Here is a 19,823-nt window from a genome sequence, read left to right as displayed (position 1 = left end):
CTCCGGACGGACACAGAGACAGGAGGCGGCCGGGTACATGGAGACGACAAGTCGCGTAGGCGCGCAGGCGCCGGCCGCGGAGGGCACCGCGCAGACGGCGCCCTCCGTCCGGCGCACGGTCGACGGCTACCTGCTGGCGCCCTTCCCCTGGTACGGCCTCGACGAGGCGTTCACGGGGCCGCGCTGGCTGATGCGGGTCGGCGCGACGGCGGACGGCTGTGTGGAGCACGGTTCGATCGGCCACGGCGAGGAGCCGTCGGTCCGCGCCGAGGGGACCCTCGGCAACAGCGACAACGAACGCTTCGCGGTGGTGGTGACCGTCGCGGCCAACCCGGTGCGGCGCAGCGCGGACGGCACGGGTGTCCTGGAGGCGACCTCGGTCTCCTCGGCGGCCTGGCTGGCCGGGGTCGGCCTGCTCTCGTGCACCTGGCCCACCCAGATGGACCACTCCCTGCGCGACGACTGGCTGGACCAGCAGACGGAGACGGCGTGGGTCCTCGCGGACGACCTGGAGGGGGCCGACTGGTCGTCGCTCTCCCTGCCCGTGGACGGGGAGCCGACGCCGTTCCACTACCGGGAGTCCGAGTACGGGTGGGTGCTCGCCGGCTCCACCGGGCAGGGCGTGCACCTGGGCGCGTACGGGCGCGGCATGAGTGCGTACGGGCTGGGGTTCTCGGTGATCGAGGACATCGGCGCGTACGCGTGACGCCGCCAGGGGCGCGTGGGGGTTCCCCGCGCCCCTGAGCGATCAGAACTTGTTGCGGGGCGTGATGCCCAGCGACATGCCCGACAGGCCGCGCTGGCGGCCGCCCAGCTTGCCCGCGATGGTGCGCAGCGCCGCGCCGGCGGGGGACTCGGGGTCGGTCAGGACGACCGGCTTGCCGTCGTCGCCGCCCTCGCGCAGCCGCACGTCGATCGGGATGGCGCCGAGCACCGGCACCGTGGCGCCGGTGGTCCTGGTGAGGCCCTCGGCGACCTTCTGGCCGCCGCCCGTGCCGAACACGTCGACCATCTCGTCGCAGTGCGGGCAGGGCAGCCCCGACATGTTCTCCACGACGCCCACGATCTTCTGGTGGGTCTGCACGGCGATGGAACCGGCCCGCTCGGCGACCTCGGCCGCCGCCTGCTGAGGCGTCGTCACGACCAGGATCTCGGCGTTCGGGACCAGCTGCGCCACGGAGATCGCGATGTCGCCGGTGCCCGGCGGCAGGTCCAGGAGCAGCACGTCGAGGTCGCCCCAGAAGACGTCCGCGAGGAACTGCTGGAGCGCGCGGTGCAGCATCGGGCCGCGCCACACCACCGGGGCGTTGCCCGGGGTGAACATGCCGATGGAGATGACCTTCACGCCGTGCGCGGACGGCGGCATGATCATGTTCTCGACCTGGGTGGGCTTGCCGTCGACGCCCAGCATGCGCGGCACGGAGTGGCCGTAGATGTCCGCGTCCACGACGCCGACCTTCAGGCCGTCCGCCGCCATCGCGGCCGCGAGGTTCACCGTCACCGAGGACTTGCCGACGCCGCCCTTGCCGGACGCGACGGCGTAGACGCGGGTCAGCGAGCCGGGCTTGGCGAAGGGCACCTCGCGCTCGGCGGTGCCGCCGCGCAGCGCGGAGGCCAGCTCCTTGCGCTGCTCGTCGCTCATCACGTCCAGGGTGACGTCGACGCGCGTGACACCCTCGACGGCGGCGACCGCGTCCGTCACGTTCTTGGTGATGGTCTCGCGCATCGGGCAGCCGGAGACGGTCAGGTACACGGTGACCGCCACCGCCCCGTCGGCGCCGATGTCCACCGATTTGACCATCCCCAACTCGGTGATGGGTCGCTGGATCTCGGGGTCGTTCACCGTCGCCAGTGCTTCACGCACCGCGTCTTCCGTAGCCATAGACCCGATAGTACGGCGCGGTAACCCCGCCGGGGGAAGGGCCGTCAGCGGTCGCCTGCGTCACGCTGCTCGACGCGCTGCTCCTCCAGCTCCTTGACCAGGTCCTGGAGCTCGGAGCGGATCCAGTCGCGGGTCGCCACCTCGCCGAGGCCCATGCGCAGGGAGGCGATCTCCCGGGTCAGGTACTCGGTGTCGGCGATGGAACGCTCGTTCTGCTTGCGGTCCTGTTCGAGGTTGACGCGGTCCCGGTCGTCCTGGCGGTTCTGCGCGAGAAGGATCAGCGGGGCGGCGTAGGACGCCTGGAGGGAGAGCATCAGCGTCAGGAAGATGAAGGGGTACTGGTCGAAGCGCAGGTGATCGGGCGCCGCGATGTTCCACACCACCCACATGATGATGACGACCGTCATCCAGACGATGAACCTGCCGGTGCCCAGGAAGCGCGCGATCCGCTCCGAGAGCCGCCCGAACGCCTCCGGGTCGTAGTCGGGCAGCAGCTTGCGGCGCGGCGGCCGGGGCTGGTCGAGGCGGAACCGGGGGCTGCGGGTCTCGGCGCGGTTCTCGCGCTCCCGGTCAGCCGCCGCCATGGTCCGCTCCGTCCTCCGCCAGGTGGAACTCCGTCTCGCGCCAGTCCTCGGGCAGCATGTGGTCCAGTACGTCGTCCACGGTGACCGCCCCGAGCAGCGCGCCGCCCTCGTCCACGACCGGCGCGGCCACCATGTCGTACGCCGCGAAGAAGCCGGCGACGGTGGGCAGCGTGGCGCCGGGCGCGAGGGGCTGCAGGTCGTCGTCGAGGATCGAGCCGACCAGCGTGTAGGGCGGGTCGCGCAGCAGCCGCTGGAAGTGCACGGTGCCGAGGTACTTGCCCGTCGGCGTCTCGTCGGGCGGCCGGCACACGTACACCTGCGCGGCGAGGGCGGGGGAGAGGTCCTCCTTGCGCACGCGCGCCAGGGCGTCGGCGACCGTCGCGTCGGGGCGCAGCACGATCGGCTCGGTCGTCATCAGACCGCCGGCCGTGCGCTCCTCGTAGGCCATCAGGCGCCGCACGTCGGCCGCGTCGGCCGGCTGCATCAGGGCGAGCAGCCGCTCCTTGTCCTCCTCGGGCAGCTCGGCGAGGAGGTCGGCGGCGTCGTCGGGGTCCATGGCCTCCAGGACGTCGGCGGCGCGCTCCTCCTTGAGCTTGCCGAGGATCTCGATCTGGTCGTCCTCGGGCAGCTCTTCGAGGACGTCGGCGAGCCGGTCGTCGTCGAGGGCGGCGGCGACCTCGGCCCGGCGCTTGGGCGACAGGTGGTGCAGGACGTTCGCGAGGTCGGCGGGCCGCAGCTGTTCGAAGGTGGCCAGCAGGTTCTCCGCGCCCTGGCCGTGCTCCTCCAGGGAGAAGCCGTCGACGGCGGACCAGTCGACGGTGAGCGTCTCGCCCTTGCGCCGGAAGGTGCCGCCCTTGCCCTTGCGCACGAAGACCCGGTCGATCTCCCAGTCGCGGCGGGCCGGCAGCTGCTGGACGGAGACGTCCAGGACGGTCACCTCCTCGCCGGACTCGACCAGGTGGACCCGGCGGTCGAGCATCTCGCCGAGGACGAGCCGCTCGGTGGGCCGCTGCTCGAAACGCCGCACGTTCAGCACGCCGGTGGTGATGACCTGGCCCGACTCGATGCCGGTGACGCGGGTCATGGGCAGGAAGATGCGGCGCCGGGTGGCCAGCTCGACGACGAGGCCGAGCAGCCGCGGGGGCTTGCGACCGACGCGGAGCATCGTCACCAGGTCGCGCACCCGCCCGACCTGGTCGCCGTTCGGGTCGAAGACGGGGATGCCGGAGAGGTGCGAGACGAAGATCCGGGGCGCGCCTGCCGCCATGGTCCGCCTCCTCTTCTCCGAAGTGATTCCTGCCGTTTCGTCCGGCAATACGGGCTTCAGGCTAGCCCGTCCCGCTCGGACCCGCCCCGGCGGAGGGTCCGGACGGACTGGCTCCGATCCACCCGGCCGACCCGGGTACGCTGCCGTACGCCCCCAGCCGTTGAGGCCGACCGCACGAGAGGCAGCGCCACCTGTGACCGTACTTCCCCTGGCCGGCCGCGCCCGCCGCAGGGCAGTGTTCGTGAGTGCGATGTGCGCCGGCGTGGTCGCGGCGGTCGCGGGTCTGACCGGCTGCGGCGGTGCCGAGGACCCGGACGCGGGCACGAACGGCGTCGGGAAGCTGCCGGCGCCGAAGATCCAGAGCAGGTCGACCAAGGTGGCGGCGGCGGCGTCGGCGGTCCGGCTCTCGGGCACGGTGGTGAGCAAGGGCCACACGTACACCCTGGACATGCGCCTCAAGGACGAGGGCGGCACGGGCTCGGTCACCTCCAAGGGGCAGACGTTCCAGCTGCTGCGCGTCGGTGAGCAGCTGTTCCTGAAGGCCGACTCGCGGTTCTGGGCGCACAAGAGCGACCAGGGGGGCCAGGGCGACGGGAAGCCCGGGGCGGGCGACGACGCCGCGGCGGCCAAGCTCGACGGCAAGTACGTGAAGGTCCCGCAGGGCGATCCCGCCTACGAACAGCTGAGCGGCTTCACGGACAAGGGCGTGCTCCTCGGGGGGCTGCTCACCCTGCACGGCGAACTGGCCAAGGGCGACCGGGGCAAGACGGGCGCGGTACGCACCATCAAGATCACCGGCGACGAGGGCGCGGGCGGCACGCTGAGCGTCTCCCTGGACGGCAAGCCCTACCCCCTGCGCCTGGAGCGCGGCGGCCACGCGGGCACCCTGAAGCTCACGGACTGGAACAGGGACTTCCCCCTCCAGGAGCCGGCGAAGACCGAGATGGTCGACTACGGCAAACAGCTCCCCACGTCATAGGCCGAAGCGAGCCCCGAAGGGGCAAGCGTTAGGGCGCGGGGAACGGCGCGAGCAACCAGAACGCACCCGCGCGGACTCACGAACCGCAGACGCTCAACGGCGCTTGCGCCGGAACAACAAGCGAGGCAGCCCCGCGGGCACAGCCCGCCGAGTGGTGACCGCCGTAGGCACCGGCACCGCCGCCAGCGACCCCGAGGGCAACTCCGTGACCGCCGCACGCGGAGTGAGCCGCACGACCCGGCACTCCGCGGCCCACCGCGCGGGCATCCGCTCGGCGTCCACCGCGTTGAGCCGCTTCCCCTTCAGCTCGGCGACGGCCGCCTCCCACTCCTCGGAGCCGGCCGCCAGCTCCGTGACGCGCGCCGTCCAGGCGACGATCCGCCCGCCCTTGTCCTTGCTGCGCACGGTCACCTCGGCGAGGCCGCCGTCGACGAGCCCGGGCAGCGGCTGCTCGCCGGGTCCGTCGCCGACCAGGTGCGCGGCGCCGTCGTGCCAGACGTGCCACAGCGCCCGCGCGGGGGAGCCCTCGCCCTGGACCCAGATGAGGCCGGACTTCTTGGTGGCCTCCTCCACGAGGGCGCGGCCCAGCGGCATGTCAGCAGTCCCAGTCATGCGGGCAGCCTACCGAGTGGCGCTCACAGCCAGCCGTTGCGCTTCAGGGTCCGGTGGATGGCGAAGCAGGCGCCGCCGATGAGGGCGAGCACCATCGGGTAGCCGAACCGCCAGTGCAGCTCGGGCATGTGGTCGAAGTTCATGCCGTAGACCCCGCAGACCGCCGTCGGCACGGCGATGATCGCCGCCCAGGAGGTGATCTTGCGCATGTCCTCGTTCTGGGCGACGGCGGCCTGCGCGAGGTTGGCCTGGAGGATCGAGTTGAGCAGCTCGTCGAAGCCGACGACCTGTTCCTGGACGCGTGTCAGGTGGTCGGCGACGTCACGGAAGTACTTCTGGATGTCGGGGTCCACGAGCCGCATCGGCCGCTCGCTGAGCAGCAGCATCGGGCGAAGGAGCGGCGAGACGGCCCGCTTGAACTCCAGGACCTCGCGCTTGAGCTGGTAGATCCGTCCGGCGTCGACGCCGCGCGCGGACCCCTTGCCCTTGCTCGGCGCGGAGAAGACCTCGCTCTCGACGTCGTCGATGTCGTCCTGCATCGCGTCGGCGACCGCGAGGTAGCCGTCGACCACGTGGTCGGCGATGGTGTGCAGGACCGCGGAGGGGCCCTTGGCGAGCAGCTCGGGGTCCTCCTGGAGGCGGCGGCGCAGGGCGCGCAGCGAGCCGTGCCCGCCGTGCCGGACGGTGATGAAGAAGTCCCGTCCGGTGAAGCACATCACCTCGCCGGTCTCCACGACCTCGCTGGTGGCGGTGAGTTCGGCGTGCTCGACGTAGTGGATGGTCTTGAAGACCGTGAACAGGGTGTCGTCGTAGCGCTCCAGCTTGGGCCGCTGGTGGGCGTGGACGGCGTCCTCGACGGCGAGGGGGTGCAGCCCGAACTCGGCCGCGATGCCCGCGAATTCGGCCTCGGTCGGCTCGTGCAGGCCGATCCACGCGAAGCCGCCCTCGCCGCGCACCTTGAGCATCGCCTCGCGCGGGCTGAGGGCGTCGGCGCTCGCCACGCGCCGGCCGTCCTGGTAGACGGCGCAGTCCACGACGGCGGACGCGGCTTCGCGGGTCGCGTCATAGGTGTCGTACGAGGAGGGGGAGGCGGTCGCGAAAGAGGTGCCGTCCTTGCGGAGCGAGGGGCGGACGGCGGCACGAAGGTCACGGATCATCGACATGGGCAGGCTCCTTCGGGGGAGGCCGCCTACGGCGGGTGGAACTACCCGGAATGGGGACGTCCTGCTGCGGGATGTTTGGCACGTCCACAAAGCGGGGAGCACCGCACCGACGCGGTGGCAGCTTCGCTACTGACACAGATCAGGGAACTCAGACAGATCAGGTGGAAACGAAGTGCTCTTCCGTCGCACACGGCACGGACACCGCTTGAGGTGCGCGCGTGTGTGCTCCTGCAGCTACGGGGCTGCGTGATTCAGCGGGCGGAAGAGCGGGTGGTACTGCACGGTCGACTTCGGTCCATTGCAGCCCCACCTCCTCCGGCCGGTCCCCCGTAAGGGAAGTCCCATGCGCCCCTCGCACCCGTGGCGCGAAGTCAGTGTCTGTGCTCAGGGCTTGAAAGCGACGCTTCTGCGTGCTGCCCTGGGCCAGCGGCCAACACTATCAGCCGACCGCGGTGTCAAGTCCCCGCTTTGCCCATCACTGGCGAGTTCTATGCTCATGTCATGGCTGATGTTCTTGCGCTGGTCGAGGCCCGTCTCCGTACCGGCCTCGGGGAACCGGACGCGCGCGCCGCGGTGACCTTCCTCGGCACCGACCGCGTCGAAGTGCTGCGGTTCACGGACGGCGACGTGGTCCGCTACGCCACGCTCGGCATGTCCGCCCAGCCGATGGCCGATCCGACGGCCGTGCTCGCCGACCCGGTCAAGGGTCCGCGCGCCGAGCTGGTGCTCTCCGTACGGGCCGGGCTCGCCGACACGGACAAGGTGCTGCGCCCCCTCGCGGTGCTCGCGGCCTCGCCGCAGGTGGAGGGCCTCGTCGTGGCGCCCGGTGCCTCGCTGGACGTGGGCGACCCGCTGTGGCCGGGCGCGCCCTTCACCTCGGTCCTCGTCGCGGAGTCCGGCGGCCTGGTGGAGGATCTCGACCTGGACGACCCGATGGACCCCGTCCGGTTCCTGCCGCTGCTGCCGATGACGCCGAACGAGGCGGCGTGGAAGCGGGTGCACGGCGCGGCGGCCCTCCAGGAGCGCTGGCTGAGCGGCGGGACGGACCTGCGCGATCCCCTGCGCAAGTCCGTGTCCCTGGACTGAGGTTCCGTACCGGGGAGGCTCAGCCGGCGAAGACGGTGACGCCGTCCTCGGTGGCGTGCTTCGGCTCCAGCTCCTCGGCCTCGTGGGTCAGGGAGGTGCGGCGTACCCAGACCACGGCCGCGCCGAGTACCGCCGTGACGGCGGCGACCACGAACGGCATGTGGATGTCGCTCCACTTCTCGATCTTCGGCGCGAAGAACGGCGCGGCGGCCGCGGCGAACCACCGCACGAAGTTGTAGCCCGCGCTGGCCACCGGCCGCGGCGCGTCGGAGACGCCGAGGGCCAGCTCGGTGTAGACGGTGTTGTTCACGCCGATGAAGGCGCCGGACAGGATCGTGCAGACGACGGCCGCGGTGTGGTTGCCGTAGCCGAGGACCAGGACGTCCGCGGCGAGCAGCACCAGCGAACCGCCGAGCACCCTCAGTGACCCGAACCGCTCCTGGAGCCGGGGTGCGACGAGCACCGAGAAGACGGCGAGCAGCACGCCCCAGGCGAAGAAGACGGCGCCGGACTTGTACGGGGTCATGTCCAGCACGAACGGCGTGAAAGCCAGCACGGTGAAGAACGTGTAGTTGTAGAAGAACGCGGAGGCCGCCGCCGAGGCGAGACCGCCGTGGCCGAGGGCCCTGAGCGGGTCGAGCAGGGACGTCTTCCGCGCGGGCTTCGGCTGCTCCTTGAGGAACGCCGTGATGCACAGGAACCCGATGGCCATCAGCACCGCGGTGCCGAAGAACGGGTAGCGCCAGCTGGCGTCGCCGAGCAGGGCGCCGACCAGTGGCCCGCAGGCCATGCCGAGGCCGAGCGCCGACTCGTACAGCAGGATCGCGGCCGCGCTGCCCCCGGCCGCGGCGCCGACGATGACGGCCAGCGCGGTCGACACGAAGAGGGCGTTGCCGAGCCCCCAGCCCGCGCGGAACCCGACCAGCTCGCCGACCGAGCCCGAGGTGCCGGACAGGCCCGCGAAGACGACGACGAGCGCGAGGCCGAGGAGCAGTGTCTTCTTGCCGCCGACGCGGCTGGAGACGTAGCCGGTCACCAGCATGGCGAGGGCGGTGATCAGGAAGTACGAGGTGAACAGGAGGGAGACCTGGCCGGCGCTCGCGTCCAGGCCCTCTGCGATGGAGGGCAGGATCGGGTCGACGAGGCCGATGCCCATGAAGGCGACGACGGAGGCGCCCGCGGTGGCCCACACCGCCTTCGGCTGCCGCAGGAGGCCGCCGGCCCCGGTGTCGAACGGGTCCCCTTCGGCGGGGCCTCCCGTGCTGCTGCTGTTCATGCGGCCGCTCCTTCACTGCGTCCGGAGAGTTCGTTGACGTATGCACATATTAAGTTAGAGAGGCTAAAGAGTGCAAGCTACATCTAATTTTCCCCGGTGACAGGGCCACCGGACGGGTGATCGTCCTTGACGGGGCGACGAGCGGAGAGGACCGTTGGTCGTTATGAGGGGCGAACCCAGTTGCCCGAAGTGTGGTGGCCGGGTCAGGGCTCCCGGCCTCTTTGCCGACTCCTGGCAGTGCGACGTGGACGGCACCGTGCACCCGCTGCAGCCCGTGATCCCGCCCAGCGTCGAGGCCCTCCAGGTCGTCGTGCACCGCGCGCAGGTCCCGGTGTGGATGCCGTGGCCCCTGCCGGTGGGCTGGCTGTTCACGGGCGTGGCCTGCGCGGGCGACGACCGCAGCGGCGGCCGGGCCACCGCCGTGGCCTGCTCGGGGCCCGCGCCGCTCGGCGGTGTCGGGGAGCTGGTCCTGGTCGCCGAGGAGCTGGGCGTCGGCCTCGGCGCGCGGTACGCCGGTGTCGACGGACCCGACCCCGGCCCGTTCATGAGCGTCGACAAGCCGCCGCACGCCAAGGTGCACGCCGCCGGGCGGCCGACACCGCTGTGGCATGTGTCGGGGACGCCGGACGACCGCGCCGTGTTCGCGGGAGAGGCGCGGGGCCTGTGGCTGTGGGCCATCGCGTGGCCCGAGCAGTCGGGGCTCCTCATGTACGACGAGCTGGTCCTGACGGACCTGCGGGACGCGGGCGCGGAGGTGGACCTGCTCCCGTGCGGCGCGCTCTCCCCGAGACTGCTCACGCCGTGAGCGGGTGCCGTCCGGATGCGCGGGGAGTGGGCGCGGCGGGGCCGTTCGCCCCGTGAGGAGGCGCTGTCCGGGGCCCGTCGCGAGGTGAGCGAGGCCTCTTTCGGGCCGGGAGGGGGAGCGTTCGATTCCCGTTATCCTTGAGCGTCCCCTTCGTCCGCCCCGTCAGAGCCTGGAGTCAGCGCCGTGCGCATCGATCTGCACACTCACTCCACCGCCTCCGACGGCACGGACACCCCGGCCGAGCTGGTGCGCAACGCGTCGGCCGCCGGTCTCGACGTCGTCGCGCTGACCGACCACGACACGACGCGCGGGTACGCGGAAGCGATCGCCGCCCTGCCGCCCGGCCTGACCCTCGTCACCGGCGCCGAACTCTCCTGCCGCCTCGACGGCGTGGGCCTGCACATGCTGGCGTACCTCTTCGACCCCGACGAGCCGGAACTGGCCCGCGAGCGCGAACTGGTGCGCGACGACCGGGTGCCGCGCGCGAAGGCCATGGTCGGCAGGCTTCAGCGGCTGGGTGTCGACGTGACCTGGGAACAGGTCGCCCGTATCGCGGGGGACGGCTCGGTCGGCCGCCCGCACATCGCCGAGGCCCTCGTCGAGCTGGGCGTCGTGCCCACCGTCTCCGACGCCTTCACGCCCGAGTGGCTCGCCGACGGCGGCCGCGCGTACGCCCAGAAGCACGAGCTGGACCCCTTCGAGGCGATCCGCCTGGTCAAGGCGGCCGGCGGCGTCACCGTCTTCGCGCACCCCGCCGCCGTCAAGCGCGGCCAGGTGGTGCCCGAGGACGCGATAGCCGCCCTCGCCGCGGCGGGCCTGGACGGCGTCGAGGTCGATCACATGGACCACGCCCCCGAGACCCGCACCCGGCTGCGCGCCCTCGCGGCGGACCTCGGCCTGCTGGTCACCGGCTCCAGCGACTACCACGGCAGCCGCAAGACCTGCGTGCTCGGCGAGTTCACCACCGACCCCGAGATCTACGGCGAGATCACCCGCCGCGCCACCGGGGCGTTCCCCGTGCCCGGCGCGGGCGGAAGCCCGGCCGCGTAACGCCCGCGCGTCCGCGCGCCCGGCCCCACGCCCGCCCCCGCCCTCACCCCACCCTCCGCTCCACCGTTCCGCTGTTCCGGGCCGGTGGCCGCCGCGCCCTGCGCCCGGCGACCTCCGGTGCGGCTCCTTCGTACGACTCTCCGCAAGGCCATCACTGTGTTCGACGTCGCCGTCTTCGGCTCCCTCTTCCTCACCCTCTTCGTGATCATGGACCCCCCGGGGATCACCCCGATCTTCCTCGGCCTGACCGCGGGCCGGCCCGCCAAGGTGCAGCAGCGGATGGCCTTCCAGGCCGTCTGCGTCGCCTTCGGCGTCATCGCCGTCTTCGGTGTCGTGGGCCACCAGATCCTCGACTACCTGCACGTCTCCGTCCCCGCGCTGATGATCGCGGGCGGCCTCCTGCTGCTGCTCATCGCGCTCGACCTGCTCACCGGCAAGACGGACGAGCCGAAGCAGACCAAGGACGTCAATGTCGCGCTCGTACCGCTCGGCATGCCGCTGCTCGCCGGACCCGGCGCGATCGTCTCGGTGATCCTGGCGGTCCAGGACGCCGACAGCATCGGCACGCAGATCTCCGTCTGGTCGGCGATCGTGGCCATGCACATGGTGCTGTGGCTGGTGATGCGGTACTCGCTGCTGATCATCCGGGTCATCAAGGACGGCGGCGTGGTGCTCGTGACGCGGCTCGCCGGCATGATGCTCTCCGCGATCGCGGTGCAGCAGATCATCAACGGCGTGACGCAGGTGATCAACGGGAGCTGAGGCCCCGGCCCGCCCCGGGCGCGGACACACGAAGGGCCCCCGTACGGCGTGCGTACGGGGGCCCTGCGACGTCTGCGTTACTGCGTTACTGCGTCATGAGGCCGAGGAGTCGGCCGGGCGGATGTAGATCCGCTGGCCGATCGCTGCGGCCTGCTGCACGATCCGGTTGACGGAGGCGGCGTCCACGACGGTACTGTCCACGGCGTTGCCGTCGACGTCGTCGAGTCGCATGATTTCGAAGCGCATATGGCTTCTCCCTTCGTCTGGTCATCCTCCTGGAGGAGAACTACTGGGGTCGGTCGGGCCTGCTGCCCGTCCCGTGAAGTGGGGGTCGCGTGGCTACAGTGCCCCGCGTTCCTGATGGGTACAACGAGTTGCCCCCTGCAAACATTCCCTACGCTAAAGAAATTTTTCGAGTCCCTAATTACTCGCTGGTAGCGGCACCGTTTGTGTTCGCTGTGTGACCAGCGGGAGACTGGGTTCCCTATGGACGACGTCGAACACAGAACCGCCGGCACCGCCGGCACCGCCGACTCCGCCGCTCACATGGCGGAACACATCAGCGCCCAGCTGGAGCGCGCCAACGCGCTGCTCGCCCGCGTGCTCGCCGAGGTGGCGAAGACACCGTCGACGCACGCGATCTTCGTCGACGCCGGGTACCTGTACGCGGCCGCGGGCCGGCTCGCCGCCGGGACCGAGGACCGGCGGTCCTTCGACCTCGACGCCCAGGGCCTCATCGACGCGCTCATCGACAAGGCCCGCACGATCTTCGCGGACAGCCGCCTGCTGCGCGTCTACTGGTACGATGGGGCCAGGCGCCGCATCCACACCGCCGAGCAGCAGTCGATCGCCGAGCTGCCCGACGTCAAGGTCCGGCTCGGCAACCTCAACGCCAACAACCAGCAGAAGGGCGTCGACTCCCTCATCCGCAGCGACCTGGAGTCACTGGCCCGACACCGCGCCATCAGCGACGCGGCGCTCATCGGCGGCGACGAGGACCTCGTGTCGGCGGTCGAGGCGGCGCAGGGGTACGGGGCGCGGGTGCACCTGTGGGGCATCGAGGCGCCCGACGGGCGCAACCAGGCGGAGCCGCTGCTGTGGGAGGTCGACAGCCAGCGGACGTTCGACCTGGACTTCTTCAAGCCGTACGTGTCGCGGCGCGCCGTCCTGGCGTACGAGTCGGGGGCCTCCCCGCAGCGGCCCTCCCGCGAGGACGTCCGCTTCGTCGGCGCGCAGATCGCCGCGAAGTGGCTGGCGGCCCGGGGGCGCGAGGCGCTCGTCGGGCTGCTGCCCGGGCATCCGTACCTGCCCGGCTCAGTGGACCAGGAGCTGCTGGTGGAGGCGGAGCGGCTGCTGGAGTACTCGCTGCGGGGGCAGTCCGAGCTGCGCAGGGCCCTGCGGGACGGGTTCTGGGAGCACTTGCGTACGCAGTACTGAGGGTCGCCCCCGGGGCGGTGCGGGCCGGGCCCGGGTCAGCCGTCCCGGCGGGGGGTGAGGCCGTCCCAGAAGGCGATCAGGGCCGCGGCCGTTTTCTCGGGGCGGTCCGTGTTGGGGGAGTGCTCGGCGCCGTGGATCACCGTGCGGTGGGCGTCCAGGCGGCGGGCCATGTCGTCCAGGAGCGGCACGGGCCAGGTGTCGTCGCGCTCGCCCGAGATCACGTGCTTGGGCAGCGGGACGGCGGCCAACTCGGCCACCCGGTCCGGCTCCATGGAGAGCTGCCTGCCGGTGGCGATGAGCTGGGCGGGATTGTGGCGCAGCCAGCGGGCGCGCAGGGCCTCGCTGTCGTCCCCGCCGTCCGTTCTGGCACCGCCGGTGTCCGCGTCCTGCGGGGGCGGCGGCTCCATGGCCCGCATCGCCTCCCACACCACCTCCATCGACAGGGCCGTGAGGGCGTCCGCCAGCATCTTGGCGCGGGTCTGCTGCGCCGGGACGATCGCGGCGGGCCCGGAGGACATGAGGGTGAGGGAGGCGAAGGCGCCGGGCGCCAGGAGGGCGGCGGCGCGGGCGATCTGGCCGCCGAGGGAGTGGCCGAGGAGGTGGGGCTTCCCCTCCGCCGCCTGTGACGGGGCCGCCGTCTCCGGTAGGGCCGCCGCTTGCGCCAGGACGTCCTGGGCCAACTCCGCCTGCGCGTACGCCGATTCGTCGTCGGGGCCGGGCGTCTCGTACTGGCCGCGGCCGTCCACGGCGACGGCGCGGTAGCCGGCGGCGGCCAGAGGTGCCAGGAGGGCGATGAAGTCCTCCTTGCTGCCGGTGAAGCCGGGGAGCAGGAGAGCGGTGCCGCTGACCTCGGTGCCGGCGGGCGGGAGGGCGTCCAGGACGGCGAAGTCGCCGCGGGCGGTGTGGAGGGTGCGGCGGGTCGCGCAAGGGGGCGGCGTGAAGGTGGGTGGCCTGCTCATGGGGTGAGGCTAACGGGTTCTGGCCCCTGGGCCTTGGGCGGACTTGGGGGGCCGGGGTCTTTGCGGTCGGGCCGCGCCGTTTCGTGAGGGGTGCCTCGCCGCTTCGCGGCGGATTTCCCGCCCGCCCGCCCGTTGCTCCGGGTTGGGTTGTGGGCGTAGTGCTTCGCCGCTTCGCGGCGGATTTCCCACCCGCCCGCCCGTTGCTCCGGGTCGAGTCGTGGGCGTGGTGCTTTGCCGCTTCGCGGCGGGGTTCCCACCCGCCCGCCCGTTGCTCTGGGTCGAGTCGTGGGCGTAGTGCTTTGCCGCTTCGCGGCGGGGTTTCCGCCCGCCGGCCCGTTGCTCCGGGTTGGGTTGTGGGCGTGGTGCTTTGCCGCTTCGCGGCGGGTAGCCGCCCGCCGGCCCGTTGCTCCGCGTCGGGTGGCTGGTGGGGGCGGCCTCGGAACTTTTCCGGGACGGGCGAAGGCCCGCCCCTGGTGGGGGCGGGCCTTCGTATGCCGGGGAGGGTGGGCGTCAGTTGTCCGCCGTCTCCGCCTTCTTGCGCGTGCGTCGACGCGGCGCCGGGGCCTCCGCCTCGGGTGCGTCCGTCGCGGGTGCGGCGGCCGTCGCCTTGCGCGTACGGCGACGCGGCTTCGGCTCCTCCGTCGACTGAGCGGGGATCTCCGCCACGGCGGCCGTCTCCGTGGCGGCGTCCGCGGTCTTGCGGGTGCGTCGCTTCGGCTTGTCCGCCGCCGGGGCTTCCGCCTCGGGCGCGTCCACGGCCGGGGTGGCGGCTGTTGCCTTGCGGGTGCGGCGCTTGGGCCTCTCCTCCGCCGGGGTCTCCGCTGCGGGGGCCTCGGCGGTCGGGGTGGTGGCCTTGCGGGTGCGGCGCTTCGGCTTCTCCTCCACCGGGGTCTCCGCTGCCGGGGCCTCCGTCTCCGTGGCGGTTTCCGCCGTCTTGCGGGTGCGGCGCTTGGGCTTCTCCTCCGCCGGAGTCTCGGCTACGGGAGCCTCGGCAGTGGAGGTGGTGGCCTTGCGGGTGCGGCGCTTCGGCTTCTCTTCCGCCGGGGTCTCCGTTGCGGGGGCCTCGGCGGTCGGGGTGGTGGCCTTGCGGGTGCGGCGCTTCGGCTTTTCCTCGGCCTCGGCCGGTGCGGCCGTGGCCTCCGTCTCCGTGACGGCTTCCGCCGTCTTGCGGGTGCGGCGCTTGGGCTTCTCCTCCGCCGGAGCCTCGGCTACAGGGGCCTCGGCGACCGGGGTGGTGGCCTTGCGGGTGCGGCGCTTCGGCTTCTCCTCCGCCGGAGCCTCCGCCACGGGGGCCTCGGCCTCGGCGGTCGCCTTGCGCGTACGGCGCTTCGGCTTCTCCACTGCGGGGGCCTCCGCCACCGCCGCTTCCGCGACCGGAACCTCCGTCACCGGCTCCGCGGCCTTCCGCGTGCGGCGGCGCGGCTTCGTCGCCGGGGCCGGGGTCTGCGCGGGCTCCGCCTCGGGGGCGGCGACCGGAGCCTCCGTGGTGACGGCTGCCGTCACGACCTCGGCCGCGACCGGGGTCTCCGACGCGCCGCCACGCGTGCGCCGGCGACGACGCGGGGTGCGCGACTCCGTCGGCTCGCTGACGGCCTCGACGGGCGAGGCGACCGGCGCTGCCGTGGGCGCAGTGGACGCCGTGGGCGTGGCCTGGGCCGCGTCCAGCGGGCTGCCGGCCCGCGTGCGACGACGACGCCGCGGCGTACGCGCGGGACGCTCCCGCTCGGTCGAGGCCGAGGCCGAGCCGGGGCCCGAGCCCGAGCCCGAGGCAGAACGGTCACGGTCACGGTCCTGCGTACGGCCGCCACCCCGCGCGGGACGGCCACCGCGGCCGCGCCCACCGGTCTCGCCGAGGTCCTCGATCTCCTCCGCGCCCAGACCCGCACGGGTCCGCTCGCCGCGCGGCAGCACACCCTTGGTGCCCGCCGGGATCTTCAGCTCCTCGTACAGGTGCGGAGAGCTGGAGTACGTCTCGACCGGGTCGCTGAAGCCCAGCTCCAGCGCCTTGTTGATCAGCTGCCAGCGCGGGATGTCGTCCCAGTCGACCAGCGTGATCGCGATGCCCTTGGCGCCCGCGCGGCCGGTGCGGCCGATGCGGTGCAGGTAGGTCTTCTCGTCCTCGGGGGACTGGTAGTTGATGACGTGCGTGACGCCACCGACGTCGATGCCGCGCGCGGCGACGTCCGTGCAGACGAGCACGTCGACCTTGCCGTTGCGGAACGCCCGCAGCGCCTGCTCGCGCGCGCCCTGGCCGAGGTCGCCGTGCACGGCGCCCGCGGCGAAGCCCCGGCGCTCGAGCTGCTCGGCGATGTCCGCGGCCGTCCGCTTCGTACGGCAGAAGATCATCGCGAGTCCGCGGCCCTCGGCCTGCAGGATGCGCGAGACCATCTCGGGCTTGTCCATGTTGTGCGCGCGGTAGACGAACTGCTCGGTGTTCGCGACCGTCTGGCCCTCGTCGTCCGGCGCGGTGGCGCGGATGTGCGTGGGCTGCGACATGTAGCGGCGGGCCAGGCCGATGACGGCACCCGGCATGGTCGCCGAGAACAGCATCGTCTGACGCTTCGGCGGCAGCATGTTGATGATGCGCTCGACGTCGGGCAGGAAGCCCAGGTCGAGCATCTCGTCGGCCTCGTCCAGGACGAGGCACTTGACGTGCTTGAGGTCGAGCTTGCGCTGGCCCGCGAGGTCGAGGAGACGACCGGGGGTGCCGACGACGATGTCGATGCCCTTCTTGAGGGCCTCGACCTGCGGCTCGTAGGCACGGCCGCCGTATATGGCGAGGACGCGGACGTTGCGCGCCTTGCCGGCGGTCAGGAGGTCGTTCGTCACCTGCTGGCACAGCTCGCGGGTGGGGACGACGATGAGGGCCTGCGGCGCCTCGGTCAGCTGCTCGGGCTCGGCGCGGCCCGCCTCGACGTCGGCGGGGACGATCACGCGCTCCAGGAGCGGCAGGCCGAAGCCGAGCGTCTTGCCGGTGCCGGTCTTGGCCTGGCCGATGACGTCCTTGCCCGAAAGGGCGACGGGGAGCGTCATCTCCTGGATGGGGAAGGGGGTGATGATGCCGACGGCTTCAAGGGCTTCGGCTGTCTCGGGAAGAATCCCGAGCTCTCGGAAAGTCGTAGTCAGGGCTATGCCTCTTCTGTGAGACGCGGCGTGAGGCGAACGCTGGGGGTCGTGACCGTGCCACTACCGCCGGCTGCTTGGGGGGCGGGCCGGGGGCGCGGGACCACTGCCTGCGCTCGAGCGCTCTTACCGCTGAGGTTCCCTCCTCGTGCCGTACGCAGCTGCGCGTACCGCCCGGAGGGCTGTCGGGTCGGAGCCGATCGGGCCACCGACCGGGCATCCTCATTCATACCGCCCGTCGAATATTCGGCAGGCGCTTTACCACTGTACCCCGGAATCTCGCATGCGTGTCCGGCGAATTCGTCACATGGTCGTTGTCACACCGACTGACCGGGACCTTACGCCTTACGGCAGGCGGGCTATTGTGCGCTTCATGGAGACGCCTGACACCGCCGCTGAATCCGCCGCCGAAACCCCCGCCGAACCCACCGGGATCGCCGCCCAGGACTGGGCGAAAGCGTCCACCGAGCCGCACTACCGCGCCGCGGTCGTCGATCTGCTCGGCGCGCTCGCCTACGGGGAGCTGGCGGCGTTCGAACGGCTCGCCGAGGACGCGAAGCTGGCGCCGACGCTCGGCGACAAGGCGGAGCTGGCGAAGATGGCGTCGGCGGAATTCCACCATTTCGAGCAGTTGCGGGACCGGCTCTCGGCGATCGGCGCGGAGCCGACCGAGGCCATGCAGCCGTTCGTGGCGGCGCTCGACGGCTTCCACCGGCAGACCGCGCCGTCCGACTGGCTGGAGGGCCTGGTCAAGGCGTACGTGGGCGACTCCATCGCCAGTGACTTCTACCGGGAGGTGGCGGCCCGTCTCGACGGCGACACGCGCCGGCTCGTGCTCGGCGTCCTCGACGACACCGGGCACGCCAGCTTCGCCGTGGAGAAGGTCCGGGCCGCCATCGACGCCGATCCGCGGCTCGGCGGGCGGCTCGCGCTGTGGGCGCGGCGGCTGATGGGCGAGGCCCTCTCGCAGTCCCAGCGGGTCGTCGCGGACCGGGACGCGCTCTCCACCATGCTGGTGGGCGGGGTCGCCGACGGGTTCGACCTCGCGGAGGTCGGCCGGATGTTCTCCCGCATCACCGAGGCGCACACCAAGCGGATGGCCGCGCTGGGCCTGGCCGCCTAGCGCGCGGCCGGCGGGCGCCCCTCCGGGGGCGCTCCTACGCCGTCGCCGAGCGGTGCAGGCTGCCCCGGGTGGGGCGGATCAGCAGGGAGAGCAGGGCCACCGAGACGGTCAGCGCTCCCAGCAGGGTCGCGGGCGCGTGGCCGGGACCCAGCGCCATGTGGGTGATGAAGGCGCCGATGAGGGCGCCCACGGGGCCCGTCGACAGGACGAGGCTGCGCGCGGGCAGCCGGTGCGCCAGGCGGTGCGCGGTGGCCCAGGACAGGGCGAAACCCAGCAGAGCGGAGCCGAATGCTTCCAGGATCACGGTGATGCCCTCCCTCGCGGCCGGTGCGAATCGGTCGTAGCCGGTGTACCCAAGGTGGCCGGAACGCAACCCTCCAGCAACAACAGACGAGTGCGGCCCGGTGGTCGACAACCACCGGGCCGCACTCGTCGTACGCGATACGACTGCTGTGACAACTGTCGTACTCGTGCTGCCTGTCCGCGTGTTCCGCGGGCGTCCCCTTACAGGGCGCTGAAGCCCACCTTGCGCGCGGTGGGCTCGCCGAGCTCCACGTACGCGAGGCGGTCGGCCGGAACCAGGACCTTGCGGCCGTGGTCGTCCACGAGGCTCAGCAGCGGCGACTTGCCGGTCAGCGCCTCGGACACCGCGGTCTCGACTTCCTCGGCGCTCTGGCCGCTCTCCAGCACGATCTCGCGGGGCGCGTACTGCACGCCGATCTTGACCTCCACGGCTTTGTCCCTCCGACGCTCAGTCTGTGCGCGGCCGTCCGCGCCGTACCCAGCACACATTAGCCCGGTGAGGCGATGCGGAGGACCGCCGCCATGAACGCCGGTAGCGAACACGGAACGGGAACAAAGCGCGCGCCGTCAGTGGCCCTCGGTGCCGTGCAGCGGGAAGCCCGCGATGCCGCGCCAGGCGAGCGACGTCAGCAGCTCCACCGCCTTGTCGCGCGGGACCGTGCTGCCGCTGGCCAGCCAGTAGCGGGCGACGACCTGCGAATAGCCGCCGAGGCCGACGGCGAGCAGCATCGCCTCGTCCCTCGGCAGGCCGGTGTCCTCGGCGATCACCTCGCAGATCGCCTCCGCGCACTGGAGCGTCACGCGGTCCACGCGCTCGCGGACCGCCGTCTCGTTCGTCAGGTCCGACTCGAAGACCAGACGGAACGCGCCGCCCTCGTTCTCGACGTACGCGAAGTAGGCGTCCATCGTCGCGGCCACGCGCAGCTTGTTGTCCGTGGTGGACGCCAGCGCCGTGCGGACCGACTGGAGCAGTGACTCGCAGTGCTGGTCGAGCAGGGCGAGATAGAGGTCCAGCTTGCCGGGGAAGTGCTGGTAGAGCACCGGCTTGCTGACCCCGGCGCGCTCGGCGATGTCGTCCATCGCCGCCGCGTGGTAACCCTGTGCGACGAAAACTTCCTGGGCCGCGCCGAGAAGTTGGTTCCGTCGGGCACGGCGCGGCAGGCGTGTGCCCCGCGGGCGTGCCGCCTCTGTCTGCTCGATGGCTGTCACGCCGCCTCCCAATCGTCCGATGTGCGGTGTGCGCCCGCGTCGCCATCGTACTTTTCGGTAACAGCGATGTGCGCGGTGCGGACGCAGAATTTCATGGACTGGACAACCGCAGAAGGCCTCCGCCGCGGTGCGTAGCAGGGCAAACACGGCCAGGTCGGCCGGTCAGGGGGTACGGAGGTGCACAGGACCGGGGTAAGCGGGGG

The 19,823-nt window shown here is 72.1% G+C and carries 20 protein-coding genes; 8 read left to right on the top strand and 12 right to left on the bottom strand.

Annotation, left to right across the window (positions count from 1 at the left end; all coding sequences use genetic code 11):
* The first annotated feature begins 37 nt into the window (after positions 1 to 37).
* Positions 38 to 706, top strand: a complete 669-nt coding sequence (locus ABZ385_RS27660) for a hypothetical protein (protein WP_358585504.1) — start codon at positions 38 to 40, stop codon at positions 704 to 706.
* 42 nt (positions 707 to 748) lie between these two features.
* Here ABZ385_RS27660 and ABZ385_RS27655 read toward each other — a convergent pair whose 3' ends face one another.
* The 3 genes from ABZ385_RS27655 to ABZ385_RS27645 are packed head-to-tail and all read right to left on the bottom strand — an operon-like array spanning position 749 to position 3,733.
* Positions 749 to 1,882 (bottom strand): Mrp/NBP35 family ATP-binding protein, encoded by a 1,134-nt coding sequence (locus ABZ385_RS27655; RefSeq protein ID WP_358913652.1) that lies wholly within the window; start codon positions 1,880 to 1,882, stop codon positions 749 to 751.
* Positions 1,883 to 1,926: 44 nt separating this feature from the next.
* Positions 1,927 to 2,466: a DUF1003 domain-containing protein gene (locus tag ABZ385_RS27650; RefSeq protein WP_358585500.1), complete on the bottom strand. Its 540-nt coding sequence runs from the start codon at positions 2,464 to 2,466 to the stop codon at positions 1,927 to 1,929.
* A complete protein-coding gene (locus tag ABZ385_RS27645) occupies positions 2,453 to 3,733 on the bottom strand; it encodes a CBS domain-containing protein (protein WP_358585498.1) in 1,281 nt (426 codons plus the stop codon). The genes ABZ385_RS27650 and ABZ385_RS27645 overlap by 14 nt, the downstream gene beginning before the upstream one ends.
* A gap of 250 nt (positions 3,734 to 3,983) precedes the next feature.
* Between ABZ385_RS27645 and ABZ385_RS27640 the strand changes: the two genes are divergently transcribed.
* Entirely contained in the window at positions 3,984 to 4,712 is a 729-nt protein-coding gene (locus ABZ385_RS27640) for a hypothetical protein (protein ID WP_358585530.1), read from the top strand.
* A gap of 93 nt (positions 4,713 to 4,805) precedes the next feature.
* On the opposite strand, the gene ABZ385_RS27635 is transcribed toward ABZ385_RS27640, so the two are convergent.
* Complete coding sequence (locus tag ABZ385_RS27635; RefSeq protein WP_358585496.1) at positions 4,806 to 5,324, bottom strand: hypothetical protein; 519 nt, start codon at positions 5,322 to 5,324, stop codon at positions 4,806 to 4,808.
* Between the two features lie 23 nt (positions 5,325 to 5,347).
* Entirely contained in the window at positions 5,348 to 6,487 is a 1,140-nt protein-coding gene (locus ABZ385_RS27630) for a magnesium and cobalt transport protein CorA (protein WP_358585494.1), read from the bottom strand.
* 501 nt (positions 6,488 to 6,988) lie between these two features.
* Here ABZ385_RS27630 and ABZ385_RS27625 point away from each other — a divergent pair.
* Entirely contained in the window at positions 6,989 to 7,573 is a 585-nt protein-coding gene (locus tag ABZ385_RS27625; protein ID WP_358585492.1) for a suppressor of fused domain protein, read from the top strand.
* A 19-nt stretch (positions 7,574 to 7,592) separates the two neighbouring features.
* Here ABZ385_RS27625 and ABZ385_RS27620 read toward each other — a convergent pair whose 3' ends face one another.
* A complete protein-coding gene (locus ABZ385_RS27620) occupies positions 7,593 to 8,849 on the bottom strand; it encodes an MFS transporter (RefSeq protein ID WP_358585490.1) in 1,257 nt (418 codons plus the stop codon).
* Positions 8,850 to 9,012: 163 nt separating this feature from the next.
* On the opposite strand from ABZ385_RS27620, the gene ABZ385_RS27615 reads away from it, so the two are divergent.
* The 3 genes from ABZ385_RS27615 to ABZ385_RS27605 all read left to right on the top strand — a co-directional run bounded on the left by ABZ385_RS27615 (position 9,013) and on the right by ABZ385_RS27605 (position 11,466).
* Positions 9,013 to 9,654, top strand: coding sequence for a DUF6758 family protein (locus tag ABZ385_RS27615; protein ID WP_358585488.1), 642 nt, complete (start codon positions 9,013 to 9,015; stop codon positions 9,652 to 9,654).
* A gap of 183 nt (positions 9,655 to 9,837) precedes the next feature.
* The gene (locus ABZ385_RS27610; protein ID WP_358585486.1) at positions 9,838 to 10,704 is read left to right on the top strand and encodes a PHP domain-containing protein; all 867 of its coding nucleotides are present in this window, start codon (positions 9,838 to 9,840) and stop codon (positions 10,702 to 10,704) included.
* Between the two features lie 156 nt (positions 10,705 to 10,860).
* Complete coding sequence (locus ABZ385_RS27605) at positions 10,861 to 11,466, top strand: MarC family protein (protein ID WP_358585484.1); 606 nt, start codon at positions 10,861 to 10,863, stop codon at positions 11,464 to 11,466.
* Between the two features lie 93 nt (positions 11,467 to 11,559).
* On the opposite strand, the gene ABZ385_RS27600 is transcribed toward ABZ385_RS27605, so the two are convergent.
* Entirely contained in the window at positions 11,560 to 11,712 is a 153-nt protein-coding gene (locus ABZ385_RS27600) for a hypothetical protein (RefSeq protein ID WP_164551819.1), read from the bottom strand.
* 300 nt (positions 11,713 to 12,012) lie between these two features.
* Here ABZ385_RS27600 and ABZ385_RS27595 point away from each other — a divergent pair, with 300 nt between their 5' ends.
* Positions 12,013 to 12,903: an NYN domain-containing protein gene (locus tag ABZ385_RS27595; RefSeq protein ID WP_358585528.1), complete on the top strand. Its 891-nt coding sequence runs from the start codon at positions 12,013 to 12,015 to the stop codon at positions 12,901 to 12,903.
* 35 nt (positions 12,904 to 12,938) lie between these two features.
* Here ABZ385_RS27595 and ABZ385_RS27590 read toward each other — a convergent pair whose 3' ends face one another.
* Together ABZ385_RS27590 and ABZ385_RS27585 are read right to left on the bottom strand one after the other, a co-directional pair.
* Positions 12,939 to 13,862, bottom strand: a complete 924-nt coding sequence (locus ABZ385_RS27590; protein ID WP_358585483.1) for an alpha/beta hydrolase — start codon at positions 13,860 to 13,862, stop codon at positions 12,939 to 12,941.
* A gap of 510 nt (positions 13,863 to 14,372) precedes the next feature.
* A complete protein-coding gene (locus ABZ385_RS27585; protein WP_358913651.1) occupies positions 14,373 to 16,895 on the bottom strand; it encodes a DEAD/DEAH box helicase in 2,523 nt (840 codons plus the stop codon).
* Positions 16,896 to 17,349: 454 nt separating this feature from the next.
* Between ABZ385_RS27585 and ABZ385_RS27580 the strand changes: the two genes are divergently transcribed.
* Positions 17,350 to 18,108: a ferritin-like fold-containing protein gene (locus ABZ385_RS27580; protein ID WP_358590198.1), complete on the top strand. Its 759-nt coding sequence runs from the start codon at positions 17,350 to 17,352 to the stop codon at positions 18,106 to 18,108.
* Between the two features lie 34 nt (positions 18,109 to 18,142).
* On the opposite strand, the gene ABZ385_RS27575 is transcribed toward ABZ385_RS27580, so the two are convergent.
* The 3 genes from ABZ385_RS27575 to ABZ385_RS27565 form a co-directional block, all read right to left on the bottom strand.
* Entirely contained in the window at positions 18,143 to 18,412 is a 270-nt protein-coding gene (locus ABZ385_RS27575) for a hypothetical protein (RefSeq protein WP_358590200.1), read from the bottom strand.
* 200 nt (positions 18,413 to 18,612) lie between these two features.
* Positions 18,613 to 18,840, bottom strand: a complete 228-nt coding sequence (locus ABZ385_RS27570) for a DUF3107 domain-containing protein (RefSeq protein ID WP_358590202.1) — start codon at positions 18,838 to 18,840, stop codon at positions 18,613 to 18,615.
* A gap of 138 nt (positions 18,841 to 18,978) precedes the next feature.
* Positions 18,979 to 19,620 carry a TetR/AcrR family transcriptional regulator gene (locus ABZ385_RS27565; RefSeq protein ID WP_358590205.1) on the bottom strand — a complete coding sequence of 214 codons (642 nt, stop codon included), beginning with the start codon at positions 19,618 to 19,620 and terminating at the stop codon, positions 18,979 to 18,981.
* Between the last annotated feature and the right edge of the window lie 203 nt (positions 19,621 to 19,823).

It is taken from the genome of Streptomyces sp. NPDC005898 (assembly GCF_040629635.1).
Lineage (GTDB): Bacteria > Actinomycetota > Actinomycetes > Streptomycetales > Streptomycetaceae > Streptomyces.
Note: the sequence above shows the minus strand (reverse complement) of the source record. Positions and strands in the feature narration are given on the sequence as shown.